Source organism: Micromonospora sp. HUAS YX12 (genome assembly GCF_040215685.1).
In the GTDB taxonomy this organism is placed as follows: Bacteria; Actinomycetota; Actinomycetes; order Mycobacteriales; family Micromonosporaceae; genus Micromonospora; species Micromonospora tulbaghiae.
On the sequence record NZ_CP157974.1, the window covers coordinates 6,102,565 to 6,126,405 of the forward strand.

A 23,841-nucleotide genomic window follows, 5' to 3' on the forward strand; every position below is an offset into this window, starting at 1 on the left:
CCGCGAGGCCGCCCGGTCAGTCGGTGACGGTCACCGTGACGGTACGGGGCGGCTGCTGGTACTGCCCCCGGTTGTCCATGCCGCGGATCGTCACCGTGTACGTGCCGGCCGGGATCACCGGCGACGTGTACGCGAAGTTCGACCCCGGCGAGCCCGGGCTGGTCAGGAACGTGGCGATCCACGGCCAGCTGCTCGGCGCGCCCGCCCGGCCGAACGTGCCGCCCGAGTTCATGCCCTGCCCGGCGCTGTTGCCGATCTGCACCTCGACCTTCTGCATCCCGCCGTCGTCCACCGCCCGGCCGGTGACCACGATCCGGCCACCGGTGTACGCCTGGCCCTCGACCGGCGTGATGCTCGGCTCCAGCGTCGGGTCGGTGTCACCCGGGTAGACCAGATACCGGGCGGTCGCGCCGCTGGTCGAGTTGTCCTGCTGACCCGCGGTGTCCACGGCCCACGCCTCGACGCTGTACGTGCCCCGCGTGGGCAGGTCGATCGAGAGCGTGAACGCGGTGCTGGTCGCGCCGGGCGCGGCGAGCGTCGCGTCGACTGTGGCGAACGCGGCGGCCATGGTGCCGTTGGGCTGCACGTACCGGCCGGTGTCCAGGTCGCGCAGCGCGATCCGGACCGCCCGGAGCCCCTTGTCGTCGGTGGCGGTGCCGGTCAGGTCCAGGTGCAGCTGGTCGATGTCCTGGTTGACGCCGGTGAAGCTGAGCAGCCCGTTCGGGAAGGCGTCGCCGGGCACCTGGGCGGTGACGGTGAGCCGGCCCATGTTGGTGCTGGACGTGGTCAGGCCGAGCTTGTCGGTCGCCCGTACCCGGAAGTCGTAGACGCCGGGGGTGAGCGGCACGGTGGTGAACGACCAGTCGAACGTCGCGGCGTCGAGGTTGGTCGGGGAGATCCGGTGGTAGCCGGCGACCGAGTCGGCGCCCCACGTGCCGTCGCTGGCGAGCGCCTCGCGGGTGGTGTTGTTGCGCAGGTAGATCTCGACGGACTTCAGGGCGTCGTCGTCGTTCGCCGTACCGGCGAACGTGACCGCGCCGCCGGGCGCGACGGTGAACGGCGCCGGGTTGCCCGGCGGGGTCATCGCCACCGGCGAGGTGATCGCCACGGTCGGCGGTACGCCGTTGGCCGAGACGGTCCAGTCGCGGGTGTCGCCGCGCAGGTCGCTCTGCCCGGTCGTGTCGACGGCGGTGGCGGTCATCTTCCACTGCCCCTCGATCGGCAGCGTGACCTCGTACTGCCAGGTGGCGGACGTCGCGCCGATCACGTCCGGCTCGCCGCGGAAGGTGTTGTAGACCGCGGCGACGGTGCCGTCGTCCTGGAGGTACCGGTTGTCCGGCGTGCGGAACGAGTAGATCAGCGAGTTGACGCCCTTGTCGTCGGTGGCGGTGCCGGAGGCCACGAACGTCTGCGTGGCGAGCAGGCCGGCCGACGGCGAGCTGATCCGGGTCGACGGCGGCAGGTCGTCGAAGCGGAACGCCTCGATCTTCTTGACCGCCTTGGTGGTGTCGCCGGCCCCCTTGCGGTCGAACGTCTTGGCCTGCAACTGGTAGACCCCGGCCGGCAGCGTCACCGGCAGGCTCCACGTGGTGGAGGTGGCGTTCGGCGCGGCGAGCGTCGTGTTGATCGCCTTGAACGCGCCCCAGGTGGTCAGGTCGGCCTGGAGGTACTTGCCGCTGTTGCGGTCCTGGATCTCCAGCTGGACCCGCGCCACGCCGGCCGGGGCGAGCGCCTGGCCGCTGATCGTGAACGACTCGCCGGCCGGCTTCACCGCGCCCTCGATCGGCGTGGTGATGGTGGTGTCCAGCGGCGCGGGCGCGGGCTGGCGGGAGAGGTCGAAGAAGGCCACCCGGCCGGTGGTCTTGCCGCCCTTGACGTTGCCGTCACCGCCGACGAGCAGGCCGCGCGAGGTGGCCAGCATCGCCTTCTCACCCTCGTACGAGTTGGAGCCGGGGTTCCACTCCAGCGCGGTGCCGGTGAGCGGGTCCAGCGCGCCGAGGTGGTCACGGCGGACCACCTGGTCGCCGAGGCCGTAGCCGCTGAGCCCCTGGCCGGTGCCGTAGCCGACGTTGTCCAGGCCGGGCCACGGCACGTTCGACGTGGGCGACTCCTGCCAGCTGAAGTGGCCGCCGACGTAGACGGCGGTGTCGGTGATCGCGACCGAGTAGATGCTGTCGAAGTGCCGGGAGATCCAGAGCGGCTCGACGTGGTCGTTTCCGGTCAGCGGGTACGCGATGGCGGTGTCGTTGATCGGCGGACGGTCGCCGCCGGAGCCGCTGGTGACCACGAAGTACGAGTCGTCCGGCGCGATGTCACCGGCGAAGACCCGCTGGATGCCGCCGACGAAGGAGAGGTTGTCCTCCCACAGCCGGGTACGCCAGGGCAGCAGCGCCTTGCTCGCCGTACCGATGAGGGCCACGCCGTAGCGGTCCTGGCCGGCGATCTGGCGGCCGGTGTGCACGACCAGCAGCTTGCTGCGGTCGTGGGTGAGCTTGAGCTGCTGCACGGTGAGCATGCCGCCGACGCCGATGCCGCCGGTCAGCGGCAGGTTGAAGCCGGTGTCGACGGCGCCGGTGGTGGGGTTGAGCGCGGCCAGGCCGCTGCGGCTGACCCCGTTGACGGTGGCGAACTGGCCGCCGACGTAGACGGCGTTGCCGCTCACGGCCAGCGCGGTGGCCCGCGCGTTCGCGGTGGCGGTGAACGCGGCGACCGGCGCGCCGGTGGCCGGGTTCAGCCGGGCGATCTTGCGCTTGGTGACGCCGTTGATCGTGTTGAACGAGCCGGCGATGTAGAGCGACGAGCCGTCCGGCGACGCCTCCACCGCGGCGACCGCGCCGTCGATGACCGGCTTGAAGCCGGTGTCAACCTTGCCGGTGTCCAGGTTGTACGACGCCAGGGACCGCTGCGTGATCGCGGACCCGCCGACGTTCGCAATCGAGGTGAACGTGCCGGCGATGAAGACGCGGTTGCCGATCACCTCGATGTCGGTGATCTCGCCGTTGTTGATCCGCGGCGTGTCGGTGCGGGGCGTGGTCGGCATCAGCCGGGTGTCCCCGGGGGTGACCAGCGCCCGGGTCGCGGTGGTACGCGCGGCGCCCAGCGCGGCGCTGCTTCCCGTCGCCTGTGCGCCGGTCTGGCCGGCCACGCCGGCGTCCCGCACGGTGACGGTGGCGGCGAGCGCCGGCACTCCCGCCACCACGACCGCGCCTGCGGCGACGACCGCCACCGCGCGAAGCCAAACTCGCATCGAGACAACTCTCCCTGTCCGCCGGGACGGCCTCCTCGGGTGATTCCCGGGTCCCCTCCGTCCGCGTGCCGGACGTCACCGTAGGAGGCAAAGACTTCTCGCGATACGCGCCGCACCGGTAATCGACCGGTCGCCATCAATTTCGGCCACACCGGCAGCGCGGCTCCACCGATCGGGTCACCGGCTGTCACCGTCCGGCCGTGCGCGCCGTCCGGTCCGGGACACCGCTGTCCCGGCGGGTGTCAGGGCGCCTCGCTGCCGCGCTTGTCCTCCTGCGCCAGCACCGCGTCGCGGCGCTGCGGGTCGTCGCGCCCGGCGAGCGCCCCGGCCAGCCTCGGGTCGGCCGCGAGCCGCTCCCGGTTGCGGTGCCAGAACGCATCGAAACCCCCTGTGTACGGGCACGCCGTGTCGCCGAGCGCCACGTCGGGCTCGTACCGGCACCCGGCACAGGGGGCGCCGATCCGGTTCAGGTGCGTGCCGTCGAACGCCCACGGCCGGGTGTCGATGCGGGACAGGTCGGCGTACTGGCTCATGCCGATGACAGTGGCGTTCATGACCCAGTCCGCGCCGTCGACGAAGCTGCGGCGGAACCAGTCGGCCAGCTCGGCGGGACGCCAGCCGCGCTGCAGGCCGTAGTTGGCGAGCACCGTCAGCCGCGCGGTGTGGTGTGCCCAGGCGGTGTCCCGGACGCCCGCGAGCACGCCGGCGAGGCAGCGGGCCTCCACCGCGTCGGCGTCGAGCCGGTCGAACCACTCCGGCAGCGGCTGCGCGGCGCCGAGCCAGCCGGCGCCCCGGAACCGCGGCCCGAAGTACCAGTAGAGCTGCCACAGGAACTCGCGCCAGCCGAGCAGGCCGCGCACGAACCGGTGCACCGCGGCGGGCGGCGCGGCGCCGTCCCGGCCGGCCCGCTCGGCGGCCCGGATCGCCGGTTCCGGGTCGAGCAGGCCGAGGTTGAACGAGGACGACAACGCGCTGTACGCGAGCAGTCCGTCGCCGTCGCGGAGCAGGTCGTGGGTGCCGGCGTACGCGGGCAGCCGGTGGGTCAGGAAGTGCGTGAGCCGGTCCTGCGCCTCGGCGTGCGTGGCGGGGTGGCGGCGCGGCCCGTCCCGGCCGGTGAACCGGATCCCCTCGTCCGCCCAGCGGTCCAGGTCGCGGCGGACCTGCGCGTCGATGTCGTCCTCGACGACCGGCGGGGGCGGCGGCACGCCGACCGGTGGCCGGGCGCGGGGGCGGCGGGCCGGGGCGGGCAGGTCGCGCAGCACGTCGTGGCGCTCGCGGGCGTACCGGTAGAAGTCGTCGACGCGCAGCCGGCCGCGCCGCCGGTCGGCCCAGGCGGCGAAGTCGGCGCGGTCGGTGACGAATCCGCGTGGCGGCAGTACGGTCAGCCCGTCCACGGTACGGGCGAACGCCAGCGCCGCCCGGGACGCCGGGTGCACCAGCTCGACCGGCTCGCCCAGCCCGGTGAGCGCCTCGCGGAACGTGCCGGCCCGTACGAGCCGAGCCCGGTCGCCGAGTCCGGCGGCGCGATGCCGCAGTGCGGACAGGATCAGGTGCGCCTTCTGCCGGTGCATCGGGCGGTCGGCGAACAGCGACCGGGCCTCCACCAGCAGGACGGGCTGCGTGTCGTCGTCGAGGAAGTGGGGTCCGACCTGATCCGCCAGGAGCCAGCGCCAGGGTGCCAATGCCATCCCTTCACAGTGGACGTGTGGTCAGTCTCCCCGTACCCGGGGGTGGCGGTGGTCGGTGAGCCGCAGGCCGACGCCGCGTACCGCCGCGATGGTGACGCCGGTGCCCAGCTCGTCGAGCTTACGGCGCAACCGCTTGACCAGGGACTGCACGTCGGCCCGGCCGTGCGTAGGCGCGTCGTGCCAGACGGCGTGGTGCAGCTCGGCGTAGCTCCACACCCGTACCGGCTCGGCGGTCAGGCAGGTCAGCAGGTCACGCTCCAGCCGGGTCAGCGCGGTCTCCCGGTTGCCCCACCGGGCGGTCGACCGGGCACCGTCGATCACCAGCGCGCCGTCCGGCGCGGGCTTGTCCCGGGGTACGGGCCGGGCCGGCGCGTCGGCCGGGGCCGGCGCGTCCGTGATCAACTCGCGCAGCTCGTCCAGATCGGCGACCATCAGAAGGGGCGCGACGCCGTCCAGCAGCTCGGTCAGCCGCAGCCGCTCGGCCGGGGACGACGTCACCCCGATGACGAGCGAGAAGGGGCGCTCCGACGGGTCGGTGCCGGAGTTCGCCGCGTTCGTGCCGTCAGTCGTCACCGCGCCCCACCGTGACAAAAACTGTCAACAGGCCGCCCGCTCCGGGGGCCTGTTGGTGACATGTTGCTCACGTACGGTTATTGATCGTTCCGTACTGTCGATCATAGTGTCCACTCAGGCGTCCGGCGCAGACCCGCACGGCGCCTAGGGGGCCTGGGGGGTTCTTTTCACACCGGTGTAGCAGTCGGGAGAGCACGTCTCCTGGCCCTTCTGCCATGGCTCGATCATCCGCGGGTCATCGGAACAGGAGGCAGCACCGATGCTGAGACGTCCACACAGATGGGGCCCGGCCCGGCGGCTGGTGAGCGCGGGCGCCGCCCTGGTGCTCGCCGCCACCGCGCTGGCCGCGACCGGTACGGCGGCACAGGCCGAGACGGGCGCGGGCGCGTCGGCCGGCGACAAGATCCGTCCCGAACTCACCCGTCAGCTCCAGGGCAAGAGCGAGGGCGACTTCTGGATCCACTTCGCCGCCAAGGCGGACCTGAGCAAGGCCGCCGCGATCAAGGACTGGAACGAGCGCGGCGCCGCCGTCGCGGCGGCGCTGAAGAAGACCGCCGCCGACAGCCAGTCGAAGATCCGCGCCGAGCTGGACCGCTCGGGCACGAAGTACCAGACCTTCTGGGCGACGAACGCCATCAAGGTCACCGACGGCTCGCTGACCATGGCCCAGAACTTCGCCGCCCACTCCGAGGTGGACGGTCTGTACGCGCCGGTGGAGTACAAGCTGCCGGAGACCACCCCGGGCACCGACGAGAAGTCGGCGAACGCCCTGGAGTGGGGCATCGCCAACATCAACGCCGACGACGTCTGGTCCCAGTACGGCGTCAAGGGCGCCGGGATCACCGTGGCGAGCATCGACAGCGGCGTCCAGTTCAACCACCCGGCGCTGGTGAACGCCTACCGGGGCAACAACGGTGACGGCACCTTCGACCACGACTACAACTGGTTCGACGCGGCCGGCGACTGCGCCACCGCGCCGTGCGACTCCGACGGCCACGGCACGCACACCATGGGCACCATGGTCGGCGCCGACGGGGCCAACCAGATCGGCGTCGCCCCCGAGGTCAAGTGGATCGCCGCGAACGGGTGCTGCCCGTCCGACGCCGCGCTGATCTCCTCCGGGCAGTGGATGCTGGAGCCCACCGACCTCAACGGGCAGAACCCGGACGCGAGCAAGCGGCCCAACATCATCAACAACTCGTGGGGCACCACGGCGCCGTCCAACGAGCCGTTCATGGAGGACGTCACCGACGCCTGGACCGCCTCCGGCATCTTCGGCGTCTGGTCCAACGGCAACAACGGCCCGTCCTGCCAGACCAGCGGCTCACCGGGCAGCCTGGCGAACAACTACTCGGCCGGCGCGTACGACGTCAACAACAACATCGCCAGCTTCTCGTCCCGGGGCACCGGGCAGAACGGCGAGATCAAGCCGAACATCTCGGCGCCGGGCGTGAACGTGCGCTCCAGCGTGCCGACCAACTCGTACGCCAGCATCAGCGGCACCTCGATGGCGGCGCCGCACCTGGCCGGCGCGATCGCGCTGCTCTGGTCGGCGGCGCCCACCCTGGTCGGCGACGTCACGGCGACCCGCGCGCTGCTCAACGACACGGCGATCGACAAGGGCGACTCGCAGTGCGGCGGCACCACCGACGACAACAACGTCTACGGTGAGGGCCGCCTGGACGCGCTCGCGCTGCTCGCCGCCGCCCCGATCGGGGACAACGGCACCCTGGCCGGCAAGGTCACCGACGCCGCCACCGGCGCCGGGATCGCCGGCGCGACGGTCACCCTGACCGGCGCGGCGGACCGCACGCTGACCACCGGCGCGGACGGGACGTACTCCTCGCTCCTGCCGGCCGGCGACTACCAGGTGGCCGTCTCGGCGTTCGGGTACGCGAGCCGCACCCTGTCGGCGACGATCACCGCGAACACGACGACCACGCTCGACGTCGCGCTCACCGCGGTCGCGAGCGTCACGGTCAGCGGGCAGGTCACCGACGGTTCCGGGCACGGCTGGCCGCTGTACGCGAAGGTGAGCGTCGAGGGCACGCCGATCTCCGACTACACCACGCCGTCGACCGGCCGCTACAGCCTGTCGCTGCCGTCCGGGGCGACGTACCGGCTCAAGGTCGAGCCGCAGTACGCCGGCTACCTGACCACCACCAAGGAGGTCACCGTCGGCACGGGCAACGTGACCGCCAACGTGGCGGTGCAGGCGAACCCGGAGGCGTGCACCACCGCCCCCGGCTACACCGTCAGCTCCGACGGCGAGTACGAGACGTTCGACGGCACCGGTGTCCCGGACGGCTGGACCGTGGTGGACAACGCCGGCACCGGCCAGGTCTGGGAGTTCACCGACGCCGGTGAGCGCGGCAACCTGACCGGCGGCAGCGGCAACTTCGCCATCATCGACAGCGACAACTACGGCAGCGGCGGGCGGCAGGACACGTCGCTGGTCAGCCCGGTGGTCGACCTGACCGGCGTGACCGCGCCGGTGATCCGGTTCAACCAGGACTACAACTGGCTCAACAGCGACCGCGCGGACGTCGACCTGAGCCTGGACGGCGGCACCACGTGGAGCAACGTGCTCCGGCAGGCCGCCGACGTCCGCGGCCCGCGGGTGACCGAGGTGCCGATCCCGCAGGCGGCCGGCCAGTCGCAGGTACGGGTGCGCTTCCACTACTACGAGGCGAGCTGGGAATGGTGGTGGCAGGTCGACAACGTCCTCATCGGCAGCAAGCTCGTCTGCAAGCCGGTCAAGGGCGGCCTGGTCCTCGGCCACGTCCGCGACAAGAACGACAACGGCTACGTCAACGGCGCCACGGTGACCAGCTCGGACCGCCCGGCGGAGAAGGCCACCACCGTCGCCACGCCGGACGACACCGAGCTGCCCGACGGCTTCTACTGGATGTTCTCGTCGCTGACCGGGACGCACCCGTTCACCGCCAGTGCGGGCAACTACGTGAGCCAGACCAAGCAGGTGGCGGTCGAGGAGGACTGGGCCACGGCGGCCAACTTCCAGCTCGCCGCCGGCCGGCTGTCGGTGAAGCCGACCTCGATCACCGGCACCGTCCGGATGCCGAGCGGGAAGGTCAGCAAGACCTTCACGGTGACCAACACCGGCGGGGCCCCGGTCACCGCCGAGTTCGGTGAGCGCGACGGCGGGTTCGTGCTGCAACGGGCCGACGGCTCCCGGCTGTCCGAGCAGGCGCTGCTCGGCTCCACCGGCGCGCCGGTCCAGCGGCTGACCGCCGCCACGTCGTTCGCGGCCCGCTCGTCCGGCAAGTCGTCGAACGCGATCGCCGCCGCCGCACCCCAGGCGGACCCCTGGACCACGATCCCGGGCTACCCGGCGAACGTGATGGACAACCGGGTCGTCAACGTCGACGGCACCGTCTACTCCATCGCCGGTGGCGACGGCACCGCGTCGAGCGCCAAGAACTACAGGTACGACCCGATCACCCAGACGTGGACCGGCACCGCCGACCTGCCCGGCGCGCGTAACGCCATGACGGTCGGCGTGATCGACGGCAAGATCATCGCCACCGGTGGCTGGGGTGCCGCCGGTCCGGACGCCGCCACCTTCTCGTACGACCCGGCGGCGAACACCTGGACCCGCAAGGCCGACAACCCGGCGCCGCGCGCGGCGGCCGGCCAGGCGGTCGCGGGCGGCAAGCTGTACGCGATCGGCGGCTGCACCACCGCGAGCTGCACGCCGATGGCAAACTCGGTGGTCCGGTACGACCCGGGCGCCGACGCCTGGGAGACGCTGCCGGCGTACCCGAAGTCGGTGGCGTTCCTGTCCTGCGGCGGGATCGACGGCACCGTCTACTGCACCGGCGGCAACGACGGGACGGCCTCGCAGAAGGTCGGTTACGCCTTCGACCCGGGCGCCAATGCCTGGACCGCCATCCCGGACGCGCCGGCCGACAGCTGGGCGTCCTCGTACGCGGTCGCCAACGGCAAGCTCCTGGTCGTCGGCGGGTCGCAGGGCGGCGCCATCACCAACGCCGGCTTCGCCTTCGACCCGGCGACCAACTCGTGGGCCAACCTGCCCAACGCCAACGCCCCCCGCTACCGGGGTGGCGCGGCCTGCGGGTTCTACAAGATCGGTGGTTCGTCGGGCGGCTTCACGGCCACCAAGGACAGCGAGGTCCTGCCCGGCTTCGGCGAGTGCGCCGAGGGCGCGGCCGACGTGAGCTGGCTGACCGTCGACAAGTCGAAGGTCACGCTGGCGCCGGGTGAGAAGGTCACCGTCACGGTCGGCATGACCGCGAACGTCGACCAGCCCGGCACGTACTCCGCCTCCGTGGTGATCAAGGAGAACACCCCGTACACGGTGGAGCCGGTGGCGGTGACCATGATCGCGCAACCGCCGACCACCTGGGGCAAGCTGTCCGGCACGGTCTCCGGCAAGAGCTGCCAGGGCGCCACCGCGCCGCTGGCGGGCGTGACCGTACAGGTCGACTCCTGGGCGAACTCCTACACGTTCACCACCGACGCCCAGGGCCGGTACGCCTACTGGATGGACCGGCGCAACAACCCGCTGACGCTGATCGTCGCGAAGGACGGCTGGAAGCCCCAGACGCGCCAGACGAAGATCAACAGCAGCACGCCCACCGTTGAGGACTTCACCCTCTCCCCCACCCGCTGCTGACCCAGCACCCGAAGGACGGCCCGCCCGGCGCACAAACGCCGGGCGGGCCGCCCCACGTTCCCGGCGATCTTGCACTTACCGCCCCGGCAAGGCACACAAATACCCCACCCCGAGGGACGCAAGTGCAAGATCGACGGCGAGAAGGGGGGCGTCAGGGAGTGAGGCGGAAACCTACGCCTCTCACCGCGTGGATCGTGGCGGGGGCGTCCAGGCGGCCCAGCTTGCGGCGGAGGCGGCGTACCACGGAGTGCATGTCCGAGCCCCGCCCGAGGTGGTCGTTGCCCCAGACGGCGCGGTGCAGCCGGGCGTACGTCCACACCTGGCCGGGCGTATCGGTGAGGCAGACGAGCAGGTCGTGCTCCAGCGGCGTCAACCCGATCTCCCGCTCCCGCCAGCGCAGCACCCGCCGGTCGGAGTCGACGGCCAGCTCCCGCCGGGGCGGATCGGCCGGCGCCTCGTCGCTCGCGGGGTGCGACGCCGGTGCGAGCGCGGGCCGGCGTACCAGGTCGAGGAAGCGGCGGGCCTGATGGGCGCTGGAGACGATCAGGAACGACTCGGTGCCGCCGAGCAGTTGGGCGAGCTGCCGGCGCTCGGCCGACGAGGACGCGATGCCGATGACCAAGGACGGGAGCCCTGTCATCCGTTCCCACCTTTCCGGCAGGCCGAACCACGACGCCGGGCGGTCGCCAGGCACGACGATGCGGAGGAACCTGGCTTGCGGAGTTCGACCCGAGGGGGTGCGGGAGCTGCGGTTTCGTGAGGCTTCGGGGTGAACTACCGGGATCATATAGCCGAGCACCGATGATTGGTATAGCAGTTAACGTCGATGTAACTACCTGCAACAACGTGTTCGAGACGAATTGCGCGGGGCGGCACGCGTACCGATGAGAGCCGGGACGTACGGCGGTCCAACGCGTGTGATCACCCACATGCTCTGCCTGGCCGACGGGACGCCGACCCGCGCGGACATCGCGGCCCGCTGCGCCGAACTGGCCGAGGCGCTGCGCGGCCGCGACCGGGGCGTGGTGGTGTGCGACGTGTCCGCGGTGACCGCGCCCGACCTCGTCACGGTCGAGGTGCTGGCGCGGATGCGCCTGACCGCCCGCCGGTTCGGCTGGCGGCTGGAGGTACGCGGCGCGGGCGACGACCTACGCGAGCTGGCCGGCCTGCTCGGGCTGGCCGGCGCCCTCCTCCAGCCGGGCGGGCAGCCCGAACAGCGGGAACAGGCGGTCGACGTCGAGGAAGTTGTTGAGCGACGTGATCCGGCCGCCGGAGACGCCGATCACGATCAACGCCCAGGGCACGTGGCCTGAGCCGTCGGGGTCGCGCCGGTAGTGCCCGAACGCCGGCATCCCGTTGGCTGCGGTCGGCACCAGGCGGGAGCCGCGGCAGCCGCTGCCGGTGCCGGCCATCCACGCCGCGATGTGCTCGGGGCCGCGCAGCCACAGCGGCAGCGGCGGCATCGACAGCGTCGCGTCCTCGTGCAGCAGCGCGGTGAGCGCCGCCAGGTCGTACGCCTCGAAGGCGCGCACGTAACGGGCGAGCAGCGCCTGCTGCTCGGCGTCCAGCGGCCGGCGCACGTCGGTCTCGGTGTCGGCCGAGGCGAGCGTGGCGCGCGCCCGTTGCAGCGCGCTGTTGACGCTCGCCACCGACGTGTCGAGCAGGTCGGCGACCTCCTGGGCCGACCAGGCCAGCACCTCGCGCAGGATCAGCACGGCCCGCTGCTTCGGCGGCAGGTGCTGCAACGCCGCGACGAACGCCAGCCGGACCGACTCCCGGCCGGCGACCACCTCGGCCGGGTCGGCGACCTCCGGCAGCACCCGGTCGTCGGGCGCCGGGCCGAGCCAGATCTGCTCCGGGCGCGGCTCACCGGGGTGGGTCGCGGTGCCGCTGCCCGCCGGGCCGAGGTCCATCGGCCGGACGCGGCGCTGCGCGCTGGTGGACATGGTGAGGCAGACGTTCGTCGCGATCCGGTAGAGCCAGGTCCGCAGCGCGGACCGCCCCTCGAACTTGTCGAAGTTGCGCCAGGCCCGGACGAACGTGTCCTGCACCGCGTCCTCGGCCTCGAAGGCCGAACCCAGCATCCGGTAGCAGTAGCCGGTCAGCTCCGACCGGTACGCCTCGAGTTGCGCCTCGACGGGGACGCTCGCCACCTCGCTCACCGGCTGAAACTAGCCCACATGCTGCGTGAACGCGAGCACGCCGGGCCCGCTCCGATGAATCCGCCCCGCCCGCCCGGTCCAACAGTCGTCAGGTCACCACGTACGAGGAGCACCGATGACCACAGCGCAGCGCGACGAGACCCACGCCCCGGGGCGGTACGCCGACGTCAACGGCGTCCACCTCTACTACGAGACGCACGGCGAGGGCCGGCCGATGATCCTGCTGCACGGCGGCCTCACCTCGGGTGAGATGTTCGCGCCGATCCTGCCCGCGCTGACCGCGAAGCACCAGGTGATCCTGGTGGACCTGCAGGGACACGGCCGCACCGCCGACGTGGACCGGCCGCTCGACATGGCGCTGATGGCCGACGACGTCGCCGCGCTGATCGACCACCTCGGGCTGGACCGGCCGGACGTGGTCGGTTTCTCGCTCGGCGGCGGCGTCGCCCTGCACACCGGGTTCCGGCACCCGGAGAAGGTCGGCCGGCTGGTCGCCGCGTCCGCGCACATCCGCCGCGACGCCGTCTACCCGGAGATGCTGGCGCAGCAGGGCCAGGTCGGCGCCGCGGCGGCCGAATACATGAAGGACACCCCGATGTACGAGCTGTACCAGCGCGTCGCGCCCCGCCCGGAGGACTTCCCCCGGCTGCTGGACAAGATCGGCGAGGCGATGCGGACGGACTTCGACCTCACCGAGCAGGTCCGCGCCCTGCGAGTGCCGACGCTCGTCGTCGCCGCCGACTCCGACATGGCCCCGCCGAGCCACTTCGTCGAGGTGTTCGGGCTGCTCGACGGCGGGCGGCGCGACGGCGGCTGGGCGGGTGAGGGCCGGCCGGCGGGCGGCCACGCGCTGGCGATCCTGCCCGGCCTGACCCACTACGACCTCGACCAGTCGCCGCTGTTCGCCGCGGTCACCCTGGCCTTCCTCGACCGCTGACGACGCGGCTGCCGACGCCGCCCGGGCCGGCGCCGACGTGGACCTGTCCCGGGCCGACCGGGACAGCGACGGCATCCGCGCGACGGTGGCGGGGCGGAGCCGTCCTCAGCCGTCGACCGGCAGCTCCACCTCGGGCAGGTGCCCGAGCGCCCGGATCGCGGTCACCGCGGCGTACCCGTCGGCCAGCCAGGCGATGTCGGTGCCGGGGACCGCACGGACCGCGTTCGCCTCCACCGCCGTACGCACGAAGCCCTCACCGCGCTCGGCGACCGACACCTGCACCTGGCCGAACGGGGCCAGCGTCGCCTGGCGCAGCCCGGCCACCTGCTCGGCCGGCAGGTCGGGCACGTTCAGGTTGAGCACGGTGCCCGGGTCCGCGCCGGACAGCCAGGGCAGCAGCGTCGCGGCCAGCTCGGCGGCGGTCGACCAGTGGCGGGACTCGTCGTCCACGCTGTCGAGCACCGCGATCGCCGCGCCGCCGCTGCCGGCGCTCGCCGCCGCCGGGGTGAGCACGTCGAGCGACACGGCGAGCGCGCGTAAGCCGTTGTTGCCGGCGGTCAGCGCCGCGCCGACGGTGCCGGAGTGCAGGACCGCGTGGCCCGCGTTCGCGCCCCGGTTGATGCCGGACAGCAGCAGGTCCGGTTCCGGCCCGAACACCCCGAGACCGGCCAGCACCGCGATGTACGCCGGGGAGGCGGCCACCGCGTACGCGGGCACGCCGGGCAGCCCGTCCAGCTCGGTCTCGCGGAACACCAGCCGCCCGTCGTCGGTCACCGCGGACAGCGCCGCGCTCATCCCGCTCGCCTCGGCCTCCGGCGCGGCGACCACCACGTCCAGCCCACGCTCGTACGCGGCCCGGGCCAGCGCGCGGATTCCGGGGGCGTGCACGCCGTCGTCGTTGGTCACCAGCACCCGGGGTGGCCGGTCAGCCGTCATGGTCGCCACCGTCCAGCGAGGTCAGCCGCACCCGGCCGGCCAGTTCGCGTACCGCCTCGGCCCGGCCGGTGCCGAGCCCGTGCCGGGTCACGTTCAGCGCGCCGGCGGCGGCGCCGATGTGCAGCGCCTCCCGCATGTCCCCGCCCCGGGCCAGCACCGCGGCGACCCCGGCGGTCATCGAGTCACCAGCGCCCCGGTGGTCGGCCAGCTCCAGGGGCGGGGCGTGCACCAGCAACGGCTCGCCGTCCTCCGGCAGCGCCAGCGCGGGTTTCCCGGCGCGGCTGATCAGCACCGTCCGCGCGCCGCGCTCCTGGCACCGGCGGCCGGCGTCGCGCAGCGCCTCGATGCTGTCGTCCTTGGCCAGGCCGTCGTCGAGCAGTTCCTCGTGGCTGACCTTCAGCACGCTCACGCCGCCGTCGAGCACCGCTTCCAGGTACGGCCCGGACAGGTCGGCCACCACCGTTACGCCGTTGGCGCTCAGGTCGGCGGCGAGCCGGCGGTAGATGTCCGGGTCCACCACGCACGGGTCGGCCGGTCCGCTGAGCACGCTGACCGGGGCGCGCAGCCCTTCGGTCAGCGTCACCGTGTACAGCTCGTCGATGTCGTGCCGCACCATGGGCGCGCCCGGGTGCTCGGCGATCTCGGTCCGCTCGCCGTCGCGCCGGTCGTGCACGTACCAACCGGTGCCGGACTCCCGCCGCACCATTCGTACCGTGACGTCCTCGCCGCGATCATCCGGGTCTGCCACACCCCCTGCCCGCCCGGGTGCAGATGCAGCTCGGTCGCCTCCCCCTGCTGCTCGATCGTCACTGTCAACAGCGGGGCCGGGGCGAACACCATCACCTTCTGGTCCATCCGCCAGTGTTGCCCGCTGACCGGCCCCGGTAATCCTCCAGGTCAGCGCGTACGTGCGGCCGCGCGGCGACGCCGCAGGTACGGCAGCGCGAACAGGTAGAGGCCGCTGATCAGGAGCAGGGCGAGCGGGAGCAGCGGCACGTAGGAGATCCACACGATCGGGTCCTTCTGGGCCAGCGCGACGAAGGTGATCACGACGGTCACGGTGAAGGCGACGGAGAACCAGCGGTGCAGCTGACGGATGCGGATGTCCACGGCGGTGGCCTTTCCCCCGACGGCCTCCCCCAGCGGGAGGCCCGTGCCGGAAACGCTAGGTCCACCCGTCCGCGCGACGCTTCTCGATTCCTGACCGGTCCGAAGCAGCGGACGGGTCGCCGTTCTTCGGCGGCACCCGGTTGCTGCTCTCGCCCCCGGCGCCGGGCACGTGCCGGCGATCGTACGCGGGCTCTTCGAGCTGCACGGATACCGTCCTCGCGCCGCCGAATGGCTCACGGTGCTGGAGCGGTGAACACGGCGTTCAGTCAGCGGCCAGCTCCGGCCGGTGCTTCCTGATCCACTCCTGGACGTCGGACTTCAACCAGACCTTGCCCTGCACGAGGTCGGCCACCGGCTCCGGGAAGTTGCGGTTACTGGTGATCACGTAGACGCGCTGCTTGCTGATGCCGCCCAGCATCACGCGGATCTCGGCTGCACCCACCAGCTCCATACGCCGGACGCTAGACAGAGACACTCCTGAGCGGACAGCTCACTCCCGTCCCGCCGGGTCCGCGGACCAGTCGTCCACCCGCATCCGCCGCGACGCAGGGCTCGCCGTGTCGGAGCGCCGGACGACCCGGGCGACGGCGAGCGCGCTGATCGTGGTGGCCACGGCGGCGGCCAGCACCAGGAGGGTGGTCTCCACCTGCACCGTACGCATGTATTCGCCGCCGTTCGCGGTGGCGGACGCGTACCGCACGGCCGCGAGCGGGTTGAGCAGCACCGCGGCGATACCGGCCGTCCACGCCGCCCTCGGTAGCCGCTCGTCGTCGGGACGGGCGGTCCGCCGGGCGGCCCAGCAGCCGAGGGCCGCGAACGTGACGAGCAGCGTGACCGGCAGCAGCCAGAGCACGGCGGGCAGCAGCTCACGGAGCGGCACCACGGCGTCGAGCAGCTCCACCGGGAAACTGGCGCCGTCGTGGGTCACCACGCCGATCCGGTGGCTGTAGGCCGCGAGCGCGACCAGGGTACAGCCGATGTGGACGGCGATCAGGGCGACGAGGGCGGACAGGGCGGCGCGGCGGGCGGACACCGGGCCGAGGCTACCGCCCGCGCGCTCCGGCCGGGGGGCCGCCGGCCCTCCCGCGCCGCGGCGGTCAGACACTCAGAGCGAGATCGGCGACCTCGGCCGCGCAGCCCCAGGACAGCGTCACCCCGGCGCCGCCGTGCCCGTACGCGTGCACCAGCCGCCCGTCCGCCGGATCCACCTCGACGCGGGGGCCGCCGTGCCGGGCCGGCCGCAGCCCGATCCGCTCCCCCAGCACCGGCGCGTCCGCGAGCTGCGGCACCAGCGCCACACACCGGCGCCGGATCGCCGCGGCCTCCTCCGGGTCGGGGCGGGTGTTTCCCACCCCCGCCTCGTAGGTGCCGCCGAGCACCACGTCGTGCCGGCGCGGGTGCACGTACGTGATGCCGGCCGGGTCGTTCTCGTCGCGTATCGAGACGGTCAGGCCGGGGTTCGCCACCAGCAGGACGTGCCCGCGCGCCGGGTAAACGGCCGGGTCGGCGGCGAGCCGGCCGGCGGCCAGGCCGGTCGCGTTCACCACGACCGGCGCGCACTCGTACGCCTCGGCGAGCGTGCCCAGCGCGCGGCGGACGATCCGGCCCCCGCCCGCCTCCAGGCGCTGCCGCAGCCAGGTGAGGTAGCGGGTCATCTCCACCGACGGGGCGGTGAACCGCAGCAGCGCGGTGTACGGCGGCTCCGCCGGCTCGGCCACCAGGTCGCCGCAGGCGTCGGCCCACCAGGGCGGCCCGGCGTAGCGGTGGCGCAACCACATCCGGGTGGGCCGGTCGACCACCCCCGGCACGCCGTCGGCCGCCTGGCGGCGCAGCTCGGCGTGGGTGTCCCGGGCCCAGCGCAGCACCCGGGGATCCTCCTCGGTGTGGCTGGGGTACCAGACCGCGGCGGCCACCGTCGACACCGTGTCCGCCGGGTCGTGGGCGGTCACGACTGTGACGTGTGCGCCCCTCCGCTGGAGCGTGAGCGCGATCGTCATCCCGATCACCCCGCCGCCGACCACCACCACGTCCGCCTTCGTCATGGCCCGCTCCCGTCGCCCGTACCGTCGTCGTTTCGCCGATGGTGGCCGTCGCTCGCGGCCGGTGTCCAAGACCGATCGCGGCAGCAGGCGATAAGCGGCGCTTATGATGACTGGGTGGACACCCCCGGCGCCTGGTCAGACCTGCGCCGTCTGCGCTACTTCGTGGTGCTCGCCGACGAACTGCACTTCACCCGCGCGGCGGCCCGGCTCCGCATCGCCCAGCCCGCGCTCAGCCAGCAGATCCGCGCGCTGGAACGGCAACTCGGCGTGCCGCTGGTGCACCGGACCAGCCGGGGCTGCGCGCTGACCGAGGTGGGCGCCCGGGTCGCCGACGAGGCCACCCGGCTGCTCAGCGACGTGGACGCCGCCACCGCCCGCATCCGGGATCTGGTACGCGGGCGGGGCGGCCGGCTGGGGCTGGCGTACACCCGATCGGCGCGCGGCGGCCGGGTGGACGCGCTCATCGCCCGGTTCCGGGCCGTCCACCCGGATATCGAGGTGGTCTCCGAGACGGCCTGGACCGCGCCGAACGTGGCCGGGTTGCTCGCCGGCCGGCTGGACGCGGCGTTCGTGCGCCCGCCGGTGTACGAGCCGGCGCTCGCCTGCCGCACCGTCGACACCGAGGAGCTGCTGCTGGCACTGCCGGCCGCCCACCCGCTGGCCGCCGGGCGCCGCCGCGTCGGCCGGGCCGAGGTGGCCGGCCTGCCCGCGGTGATGTGGCCGCGGGAGAACGGGCCGGGCATGTTCGACCGGACCATCGCCCAGGTGTGGCCGGACGGCGGCTTCCGGCTGGTCCGGCAGGAGCCGGACGACGAGCAGTTGCTGCGCGCGGTGGCCCAGGGTGACGTGGTCGCGGCCGTGCCGGCCGGGCGGGCGAGGGCGTTGCGGCTGCCCGGTGTACGGCTGCGCCGGTTCACCGCACCGACACCCACTGTGGACGTCGGGCTGGCCTGGCCGGCCGAGAGCACGAACCCGGCGCTGCTGGCGTTGCTGGCGTTGCTCGACTGAGCGGGGACGGCACCGGGCGGGCCGCCGCAAGGCGACCCGCCCGGCGGGCGTCAGCCCTTCTGGCCGACCCGGTCCACGACGGCGACGGACAGCACCGCCGACGTGCCCGCCTCCCCGCCCACGCCGAGGAACGCGTGCGTCCGCGGGTCGAACACCAGAACCATCAGGGCCGGGCCGCGCCCCTGGGAGGGCCAGCGGACGCCGACGCCGGAGCGGCCCGCGCCGTCGGTGGCCTTCTCCACCACCTCCAGGCCCGGCGTCGCGGCGGCGGCCTCGAAGAGCGCGGCCCGCGACCGCGGCCGCAGGTACGAGTCGCCGAGCAGGGACAGCACGTCCTTGGCGGCGGCGTTGACGTCACCGGGCTCGCCGCTGCGGTGCTTGTCCAGGTAGGCGCGCATCGCGGTGGCGTCGGCCGGCACGGCGGGGTCGTAGGCGGGCCTCGGGACGCACGGTTCGGTGCCCGGCAGGGCCTGCCCGCCCTTGTACGTCTTCGCGCGGCCGTCCCGGCAGCCGGGGAGCACGTACTCCTGGCGGCCGCCCGCCGGGAACTCGACGACCAGGCCGTCCCTCGTCCCGTCCACCGACGCCCAGCTCTCCCGCAGTTGCGGGCCGTCCTGCATCCGGGTGTAGACGAACTGGTCGGGCCGGGGTTCGACGTCCGGCAGCCGCAGCGCCGCCGCCGCCGCGTCGCGCAGCACCTGGCCGGCGTCGGCCCGGGCGGCCGGCGCGCTGCCGCCGATCCGGTCCGGCGCCAGCACCAGCACCGCGGCCAGCGACGCCGCCACCGACGCCGTCGCGACGCCGGTGAGGACCAGCCGCCAGGCGGGTCGTCGCGCACGCCGAACCGGCGCGGCCTCCGTCGTGGCCATCGCGCCCACCAGCCGGGTACGCGCGGCGTCGAGCCGTTCGCCGGCCGGCAGGTCGGTCTCGTCGCCGAGCCGCTGGAGCAGTCTCATCTCATCCATTGCTCAGTACCTCCTCGATGGTGTCGGCCGGTTCGCCGGCGAGCCGTTCCCGCAGCAGCCGGCGCGCCCGGTTCAGGCGGGACCGCACGGTGCCGACCGGGATGGCCAGCGCGGCGGCGACCTCCTCGTACGTCAGGTCCTCCCAGGCGACGAGCAGCAGCACGTCGCGGTCGCCGTCGGCGAGCCCGGCCAGCGCGTCGAGCAGGTGGCGGCGCAGCGACCGTGCGGTCACCTCGGCGGCGACCCGGTCGGCGGGAGACGTCTCGGACGTCGCCGGGTGGTACGCCTGCCGCAGCCGGTACTCCCGTTCCTCGGTCCGCCGCTGCTGGGCGACCAGGTTGGTGGCGATCCCGTACAACCACGGGCGGGCGTTCGGGCAGCCGGTGTCGTACCGGTCCCGGCGCCGGAACGCGGCGAGGAACGTCTCCGCGACCAGGTCGTCCGCGGCCGCGGAGCCGAGGCGGCGCGCCAGGTAGCGGTGGATGTGCGGCGCGTGCCGGTCGAAGATCGCGGCGAAGGTCTCCGGTTCCCGCACCGACCGGTCGACGACCTCGGCGTCGGTGAGCGCGCCGACGTCGACATCCTTCGCCCGTCTCAGTCTTCTCATGCTCGGCCTTTCGGCGAGTGGGGACGTGTCACCTGTTGTCCGCTCCTCGCGTCCGGAGGGTTCACGCCCGCGACGGTAGGCCGGTCGGGCGGTCCGTCGTGGACCGTACGGCCGTACGGGGCGGAATCGCTTTGTCCGTCTCGGTTACGCTCGTGGCGTTTGGCCTTGGGGAGGGCTCATGAGTGCGGATCCTTCGATCAGCGGCGACTTCACCCGCATGCTCGACGCGACGATGGCGGCACTTCGGACGGTGGGTCCGCCGCCGGAGGGCGAGGCGGAGACGCCGGCGGTCGGCGAGGCCGCCGACGGGCAGGTACGCGCCGAGATGGGGCGCGACGGCAAGCTCCAGTCGCTGCACGTCGAGCCGCGGCTGATGCGGCTCGGCTCCGAGGAGCTGACCGCGCACATCGTCACCGCCGTCAACGCGGCGATCGACGGGCTGCGGAGCGGCCCGGCGCCGCAGGTCGCGGACATGTCGCAGTTGCGGGAGCAGTTGCAGGAGGTACGGGACACCGCCGTGCCCCGGCTCGGGTCGTTCCTCGACGCGCTCACCGAGGCGCAGGAGCGGCTGGCGCGCGGCGGGCAGCGATGAGCGGCGGCGGCTTCGAGGTGCACCCGCCACTGATCCGGGCCGCCGGGCGCGGCGTCACCGACCTGGCCAAGCGGTTCAACGGCGAGCTGGAGGCGTTCGAGGCGCGGATGCAGGGCTACGGCGAACCGTGGGGCACCGACGACATCGGGTCACTGATCGGCATCGCCTACACCGAGGTGGCGAACTACATCTTCGACTGCGTCGGCATGGCGGCCGACGAGTTCACGTCAGCGGGCGCCGACATCACCGGGATGGCCGAAGCGTACGAGCGGGTCGACGAGGACGGCGCGGGCACCATGCGCTCGCTCGCCGGCGGGCTGGGGTGAGCGGTGGGACTGCAACTACCGGGTGAGCTGGTCACAGCGCTCGGCTGGATCGGCTACACCTGGCCGCAGGCCGACGAGGAGAAGCTCTTCGAGATGGGCCAGGCGTGGCTCGAGTTCGGCGGCCGGGTCGGGGCGGCGGCCGGTGAGGCGGACGCGGTGGCCGCGCAGGTCTGGACGCAGAACGTCGGTCCGGCGATCGCGTCGTTCCAGAAGTGGTGGGGCGGCGAGCAGAACGGGCCGCTCGTGCTGCACGACAGCATGCCCGCGGCCATGCTGCTCGGCACCGGTCTGATCATCTGCGCGGCGATCGTCCTGGCGCTGAAGATCGCGGTGATCGTGCAACTCGCCATCCTCGCGTTCCAGGTCGCCCAGGCGATCGCCACCGCCGTGGTCACGTTCGGCGCCTCGCTGGCCGAGATCCCCATCTTCCAGCTCATCACCCGGGAGATCGTCGGCGCGCTCATCGACCAGGTCATCGGAAGACTGCTCGATGCCTAGCCCCAGGCGCGGCCGGGGCGCCGCCGCGAAACCGGCGGCCGGCAAGATCGTCCGCAAGGCGGTCGAGAAGCTGGAGAAGCCGATCGTCCGGGTCACCGGGCCCGACCACCGCCTCCCCACCCAGGTGGTCCGGGTCGAGCGGCGGGACTTCCACGCCACCGCCCAGTTCCGGCGCAAGATGGCCGCGCTGAAGAAGCTCAGCGACGAGGGCAAGCTCTACAAGGCCACCAACCCGGTGGAACGCGACAAGAGCATCACCGACGGGTACAAGGACCGGATCCGGCAGAAGATCTGGGACAAGTACTGGCCGCACGACAAGGACTTCGCCAACCGGCTCAGTCAACGGCTCAGCGACTACCATCCCGACCACGTGTGGGAACTCCAGCTCGGCGGGCCGGACACCGTCGACAACCTCAAGCTGCTGCATGGTAGAACCAACACGGACATCGGCTCCCAGATCTGGGGGCAGATCCAGAATCTGCCGGACGGAACCCCGATCCGAATAGAGGTAGTGGATTGACTTCCGATCTCGCGCAGCTTCTCGGCGAACTCCGCGCCGACCTGGCCGCCGACGAGCCGGCCAGTCTCGCGTACGCGCAGATCGGCGACCCGGCCGACGCCGGTGACGTACCGGCGGAGCTGCCGGCGGGCCTGCGCGACCTGCTGCTCGCCGCCGACGGCCTGCGGGCCGGCGCGTTCGAGCTGGCCTCGGCCGGCCGGCTCGCGGGCATCCAGTACTTCCTCGACTACGCGCCCGGCTTCTCCCCCATTCCTCAGGACAAGAGCGGCTGGCTCGTCGTCGGCACCCGCAGCGACGAGCCGATCTTCCTGGAGCGGGCGACCGGCGCGGTCTGGTACTTCCCGCCGACCGGCACCGAGTGGTTCATGGGCGACGCGTTCGAGGAGCTGGCGCCCGACCTCGACTCGTTCGTGGACTACTACGTGCTCGGCCCCGGCTACGCCGAGCTGGTCACCGACGACGACGGGTGGTACGCGTTCCTGGACCGGCAGGGCCTGCTCGACGAGGCGGACGACGTGGACGAGGACGAGGCGCAGCCGTGACCGTCACCCGGGAGCAGCTCACCGCGCTGTGGGGTGAGCGGGGCGTCATCTACTTCCCCGCCCGGCGCTTCGACGCGATCCTCGGGCCGCTCGGGCCGGAGGTGTTCCCGCCCGACGGGGCGCTGCCGGTCGAGGTGCCGATCCTGTTCACGGTGGACGTCTCGGTCCCCGACGTCGAGCTGTTCTCCACGCTCTCGATCGAGCTGGGCGACCAGGGCCCCCGCCCGTACATCGTGCTGGGCGCCTCGCCGGAGGACCCGGCACTGCTGTTCTGCCTGGACGCCGGCACCGGCGCCGTGATCCTGCTGGACCTGGAGACACCGAACCTGGAGACGGTGAACAGCACGTTCGCCGCGTTCGTGGAGTTCCTCTACCGGCTCGGGCAGCTCATCGCCACCGACCCGGGCGGGCGGGAGCGGGCCGCACGCGCGGCGGCGATCCGCGACGACCTGCGACCGGTCGACCCGGTCGCGTTCGCGGATCCGGAGTCGTGGTGGAACATGGCCTTCGACGAGCTGATCTCGACCGCCTGACGTCATCCGGCCTCCGCCGGGGCGAGCGCCGCCGCGCGGTCCGGCCCGGTCAGCCCGGTGACGAGCAGCAGGTACGCGGTCAGCTCCACCGCCGCCGTCAGCGCCGCCATCGGTTGGGGCACGGCCACCGTGGGCGGGATCGCGTACCAGGCGAACAAGGCGGCGCCGTCGGCCGAGTAGGACAGCGGCACGGCCTCGACGCCCGCGTCGAGCAGCGGCAACGCGAGCACCGCCAGCAGTACCGCGCCGGCCGCGGCGAGACGTCGGCCCCGCCCGGCCAGCAGCACGGCGAGCACCAGCGCGGCGAGTGCGAGCGCCAGCGGCGGCAGCACCGCGAGGACGAGCGCGGGCACGACATCGGCCTGGTCGTGTCCCGGGCCGCCCACCCGGGTCAGCGTGGTACCGGCGCGGATCTCCACGACCCGGGTGCTCGCGGCGACCGCGGCGCCGACGTCGGCGACCCGGACGGCCGCGTACCCGACCACGGGCGTGGCGGCGGCCGCCGCGGCGATCAGGGGCCGGCGCCGTCCACGGCCCCGGAACGCGACCAGCAGCACCGCCACCGCGACCAGCGCCGCCCAGCTTCCGGCGAACGCCGCGTCGAAGCCGGCCGTACGGTCGAAGCCGCTGTCGCCGCCGCCGTACACCGTCCAGCCGAAGTTCCCGGCGCCCGGCTCGGCCGGCATGGTGCGGACCGCGTCCACGATCAGCGGTACGAGCGCCGCCGGCACCGCCCAGCGCGGGGCCCGCAGTCCGGCGGCGACGGCGTACGCGAGCAGCAGCGCCAGGCTCAGCACCTCTGCGCCGCGCCAGAGCGGGGCGGCCACCAGGACGCCGACGACGTGGGCGACGGCGCACACCGCCGCGAGGATCAGCAGCAGCGGAACGCGACGCACCG

At 73.1% G+C, this 23,841-nt stretch carries 22 protein-coding genes and 2 pseudogenes; 10 read left to right on the forward strand and 14 right to left on the reverse strand.

The features are described 5' to 3' along the window. Positions 1-16 precede the first annotated feature (16 nt). The 3 genes from ABIH81_RS28930 to ABIH81_RS28940 all read right to left on the reverse strand — a co-directional run bounded on the left by ABIH81_RS28930 (position 17) and on the right by ABIH81_RS28940 (position 5,508). Complete coding sequence (locus ABIH81_RS28930; RefSeq protein ID WP_349878032.1) at positions 17-3,247, reverse strand: Ig-like domain-containing protein; 3,231 nt, start codon at positions 3,245-3,247, stop codon at positions 17-19. A 242-nt stretch (positions 3,248-3,489) separates the two neighbouring features. Next, complete coding sequence (locus ABIH81_RS28935) at positions 3,490-4,935, reverse strand: cryptochrome/photolyase family protein (protein ID WP_349878033.1); 1,446 nt, start codon at positions 4,933-4,935, stop codon at positions 3,490-3,492. Between the two features lie 21 nt (positions 4,936-4,956). Further along, positions 4,957-5,508 carry a winged helix-turn-helix domain-containing protein gene (locus ABIH81_RS28940; protein ID WP_349878034.1) on the reverse strand — a complete coding sequence of 184 codons (552 nt, stop codon included), beginning with the start codon at positions 5,506-5,508 and terminating at the stop codon, positions 4,957-4,959. Positions 5,509-5,767: 259 nt separating this feature from the next. Here ABIH81_RS28940 and ABIH81_RS28945 point away from each other — a divergent pair, with 259 nt between their 5' ends. Next, positions 5,768-10,165 (forward strand): S8 family serine peptidase, encoded by a 4,398-nt coding sequence (locus ABIH81_RS28945; protein WP_349878035.1) that lies wholly within the window; start codon positions 5,768-5,770, stop codon positions 10,163-10,165. A 151-nt stretch (positions 10,166-10,316) separates the two neighbouring features. Here the strand turns inward: ABIH81_RS28945 and ABIH81_RS28950 are convergent, their stop codons facing one another. After that, positions 10,317-10,805, reverse strand: coding sequence for a winged helix-turn-helix domain-containing protein (locus ABIH81_RS28950; protein WP_349878036.1), 489 nt, complete (start codon positions 10,803-10,805; stop codon positions 10,317-10,319). 289 nt (positions 10,806-11,094) lie between these two features. Between ABIH81_RS28950 and ABIH81_RS28955 the strand changes: the two are divergent. Further along, positions 11,095-11,283: pseudogene (locus ABIH81_RS28955) on the forward strand (hypothetical protein); the annotation flags it as partial. Between the two features lie 30 nt (positions 11,284-11,313). On the opposite strand, the gene ABIH81_RS28960 reads toward ABIH81_RS28955, so the two are convergent. Beyond that, entirely contained in the window at positions 11,314-12,327 is a 1,014-nt protein-coding gene (locus ABIH81_RS28960) for a sigma-70 family RNA polymerase sigma factor (protein WP_349878037.1), read from the reverse strand. Between the two features lie 115 nt (positions 12,328-12,442). Here ABIH81_RS28960 and ABIH81_RS28965 point away from each other — a divergent pair, with 115 nt between their 5' ends. After that, the gene (locus tag ABIH81_RS28965; RefSeq protein WP_349878038.1) at positions 12,443-13,264 is read left to right on the forward strand and encodes an alpha/beta fold hydrolase; all 822 of its coding nucleotides are present in this window, start codon (positions 12,443-12,445) and stop codon (positions 13,262-13,264) included. Between the two features lie 105 nt (positions 13,265-13,369). Here ABIH81_RS28965 and ABIH81_RS28970 read toward each other — a convergent pair whose 3' ends face one another. The 6 genes and pseudogenes from ABIH81_RS28970 to ABIH81_RS28995 all read right to left on the reverse strand — a co-directional run bounded on the left by ABIH81_RS28970 (position 13,370) and on the right by ABIH81_RS28995 (position 17,352). Next, positions 13,370-14,200 (reverse strand): 5'/3'-nucleotidase SurE, encoded by an 831-nt coding sequence (locus tag ABIH81_RS28970; protein ID WP_349878039.1) that lies wholly within the window; start codon positions 14,198-14,200, stop codon positions 13,370-13,372. Then, positions 14,190-15,040, reverse strand: a pseudogene (locus ABIH81_RS28975) (PfkB family carbohydrate kinase). Before ABIH81_RS28975 ends, ABIH81_RS28970 begins: the two are co-directional and overlap by 11 nt. A gap of 57 nt (positions 15,041-15,097) precedes the next feature. Continuing rightward, positions 15,098-15,310 carry a hypothetical protein gene (locus tag ABIH81_RS28980; protein WP_349878040.1) on the reverse strand — a complete coding sequence of 71 codons (213 nt, stop codon included), beginning with the start codon at positions 15,308-15,310 and terminating at the stop codon, positions 15,098-15,100. 262 nt (positions 15,311-15,572) lie between these two features. Next, positions 15,573-15,761: a hypothetical protein gene (locus tag ABIH81_RS28985; RefSeq protein WP_210899274.1), complete on the reverse strand. Its 189-nt coding sequence runs from the start codon at positions 15,759-15,761 to the stop codon at positions 15,573-15,575. Between the two features lie 39 nt (positions 15,762-15,800). Next, on the reverse strand, positions 15,801-16,343 hold the full coding sequence (locus ABIH81_RS28990) for a hypothetical protein (RefSeq protein WP_349878041.1): 543 nt from the start codon (positions 16,341-16,343) through the stop codon (positions 15,801-15,803). Positions 16,344-16,407: 64 nt separating this feature from the next. Continuing rightward, positions 16,408-17,352, reverse strand: a complete 945-nt coding sequence (locus tag ABIH81_RS28995) for an FAD-dependent oxidoreductase (protein WP_349878042.1) — start codon at positions 17,350-17,352, stop codon at positions 16,408-16,410. A 114-nt stretch (positions 17,353-17,466) separates the two neighbouring features. On the opposite strand from ABIH81_RS28995, the gene ABIH81_RS29000 reads away from it, so the two are divergent. Next, positions 17,467-18,360 (forward strand): LysR substrate-binding domain-containing protein, encoded by an 894-nt coding sequence (locus tag ABIH81_RS29000; RefSeq protein WP_349878043.1) that lies wholly within the window; start codon positions 17,467-17,469, stop codon positions 18,358-18,360. Between the two features lie 50 nt (positions 18,361-18,410). On the opposite strand, the gene ABIH81_RS29005 is transcribed toward ABIH81_RS29000, so the two are convergent. Then, positions 18,411-19,325: a CU044_5270 family protein gene (locus ABIH81_RS29005; protein WP_349878044.1), complete on the reverse strand. Its 915-nt coding sequence runs from the start codon at positions 19,323-19,325 to the stop codon at positions 18,411-18,413. Beyond that, the gene (locus tag ABIH81_RS29010; RefSeq protein ID WP_349878045.1) at positions 19,318-19,932 is read right to left on the reverse strand and encodes an RNA polymerase sigma factor; all 615 of its coding nucleotides are present in this window, start codon (positions 19,930-19,932) and stop codon (positions 19,318-19,320) included. Before ABIH81_RS29010 ends, ABIH81_RS29005 begins: the two co-directional genes overlap by 8 nt. Before the next feature lie 178 nt (positions 19,933-20,110). On the opposite strand from ABIH81_RS29010, the gene ABIH81_RS29015 reads away from it, so the two are divergent. The 6 genes from ABIH81_RS29015 to ABIH81_RS29040 are packed head-to-tail and all read left to right on the forward strand — an operon-like array spanning position 20,111 to position 22,943. Then, positions 20,111-20,524, forward strand: coding sequence for a YbaB/EbfC family nucleoid-associated protein (locus tag ABIH81_RS29015; RefSeq protein ID WP_349878046.1), 414 nt, complete (start codon positions 20,111-20,113; stop codon positions 20,522-20,524). Beyond that, positions 20,521-20,850, forward strand: a complete 330-nt coding sequence (locus ABIH81_RS29020; RefSeq protein ID WP_349878047.1) for a hypothetical protein — start codon at positions 20,521-20,523, stop codon at positions 20,848-20,850. The genes ABIH81_RS29015 and ABIH81_RS29020 overlap by 4 nt, the downstream gene beginning before the upstream one ends. Positions 20,851-20,853: 3 nt before the next feature. After that, complete coding sequence (locus ABIH81_RS29025) at positions 20,854-21,348, forward strand: hypothetical protein (RefSeq protein ID WP_349878048.1); 495 nt, start codon at positions 20,854-20,856, stop codon at positions 21,346-21,348. After that, positions 21,341-21,868 (forward strand): endonuclease, encoded by a 528-nt coding sequence (locus ABIH81_RS29030; RefSeq protein ID WP_349878049.1) that lies wholly within the window; start codon positions 21,341-21,343, stop codon positions 21,866-21,868. The genes ABIH81_RS29025 and ABIH81_RS29030 overlap by 8 nt, the downstream gene beginning before the upstream one ends. After that, complete coding sequence (locus tag ABIH81_RS29035) at positions 21,865-22,410, forward strand: SUKH-4 family immunity protein (protein ID WP_349878050.1); 546 nt, start codon at positions 21,865-21,867, stop codon at positions 22,408-22,410. Before ABIH81_RS29030 ends, ABIH81_RS29035 begins: the two co-directional genes overlap by 4 nt. Next, positions 22,407-22,943, forward strand: coding sequence for an SUKH-4 family immunity protein (locus ABIH81_RS29040; protein WP_349878051.1), 537 nt, complete (start codon positions 22,407-22,409; stop codon positions 22,941-22,943). The genes ABIH81_RS29035 and ABIH81_RS29040 overlap by 4 nt, the downstream gene beginning before the upstream one ends. A gap of 2 nt (positions 22,944-22,945) precedes the next feature. Here ABIH81_RS29040 and ABIH81_RS29045 read toward each other — a convergent pair whose 3' ends face one another. After that, entirely contained in the window at positions 22,946-23,839 is an 894-nt protein-coding gene (locus tag ABIH81_RS29045; protein WP_349878052.1) for a hypothetical protein, read from the reverse strand. Between the last annotated feature and the right edge of the window lie 2 nt (positions 23,840-23,841).

Bases quoted from the DNA above. Each gene is read 5' to 3' on its own strand.
- ABIH81_RS28930 (WP_349878032.1), bottom strand. From the start codon at position 3,247: ATGCGAGTTTGGCTTCGCGCGGTGGCGGTCGTCGCCGCAGGCGCGGTC.
- ABIH81_RS28935 (WP_349878033.1), bottom strand. From the start codon at position 4,935: ATGGCATTGGCACCCTGGCGCTGGCTCCTGGCGGATCAGGTCGGACCC.
- ABIH81_RS28945 (WP_349878035.1), top strand. From the start codon at position 5,768: ATGCTGAGACGTCCACACAGATGGGGCCCGGCCCGGCGGCTGGTGAGC.
- ABIH81_RS28950 (WP_349878036.1), bottom strand. From the start codon at position 10,805: ATGACAGGGCTCCCGTCCTTGGTCATCGGCATCGCGTCCTCGTCGGCC.
- ABIH81_RS28965 (WP_349878038.1), top strand. From the start codon at position 12,443: ATGACCACAGCGCAGCGCGACGAGACCCACGCCCCGGGGCGGTACGCC.
- ABIH81_RS28970 (WP_349878039.1), bottom strand. From the start codon at position 14,200: ATGACGGCTGACCGGCCACCCCGGGTGCTGGTGACCAACGACGACGGC.
- ABIH81_RS28985 (WP_210899274.1), bottom strand. From the start codon at position 15,761: ATGGAGCTGGTGGGTGCAGCCGAGATCCGCGTGATGCTGGGCGGCATC.
- ABIH81_RS28995 (WP_349878042.1), bottom strand. From the start codon at position 17,352: ATGACGAAGGCGGACGTGGTGGTGGTCGGCGGCGGGGTGATCGGGATG.
- ABIH81_RS29005 (WP_349878044.1), bottom strand. From the start codon at position 19,325: ATGGATGAGATGAGACTGCTCCAGCGGCTCGGCGACGAGACCGACCTG.
- ABIH81_RS29010 (WP_349878045.1), bottom strand. From the start codon at position 19,932: ATGAGAAGACTGAGACGGGCGAAGGATGTCGACGTCGGCGCGCTCACC.
- ABIH81_RS29015 (WP_349878046.1), top strand. From the start codon at position 20,111: ATGAGTGCGGATCCTTCGATCAGCGGCGACTTCACCCGCATGCTCGAC.
- ABIH81_RS29020 (WP_349878047.1), top strand. From the start codon at position 20,521: ATGAGCGGCGGCGGCTTCGAGGTGCACCCGCCACTGATCCGGGCCGCC.
- ABIH81_RS29030 (WP_349878049.1), top strand. From the start codon at position 21,341: ATGCCTAGCCCCAGGCGCGGCCGGGGCGCCGCCGCGAAACCGGCGGCC.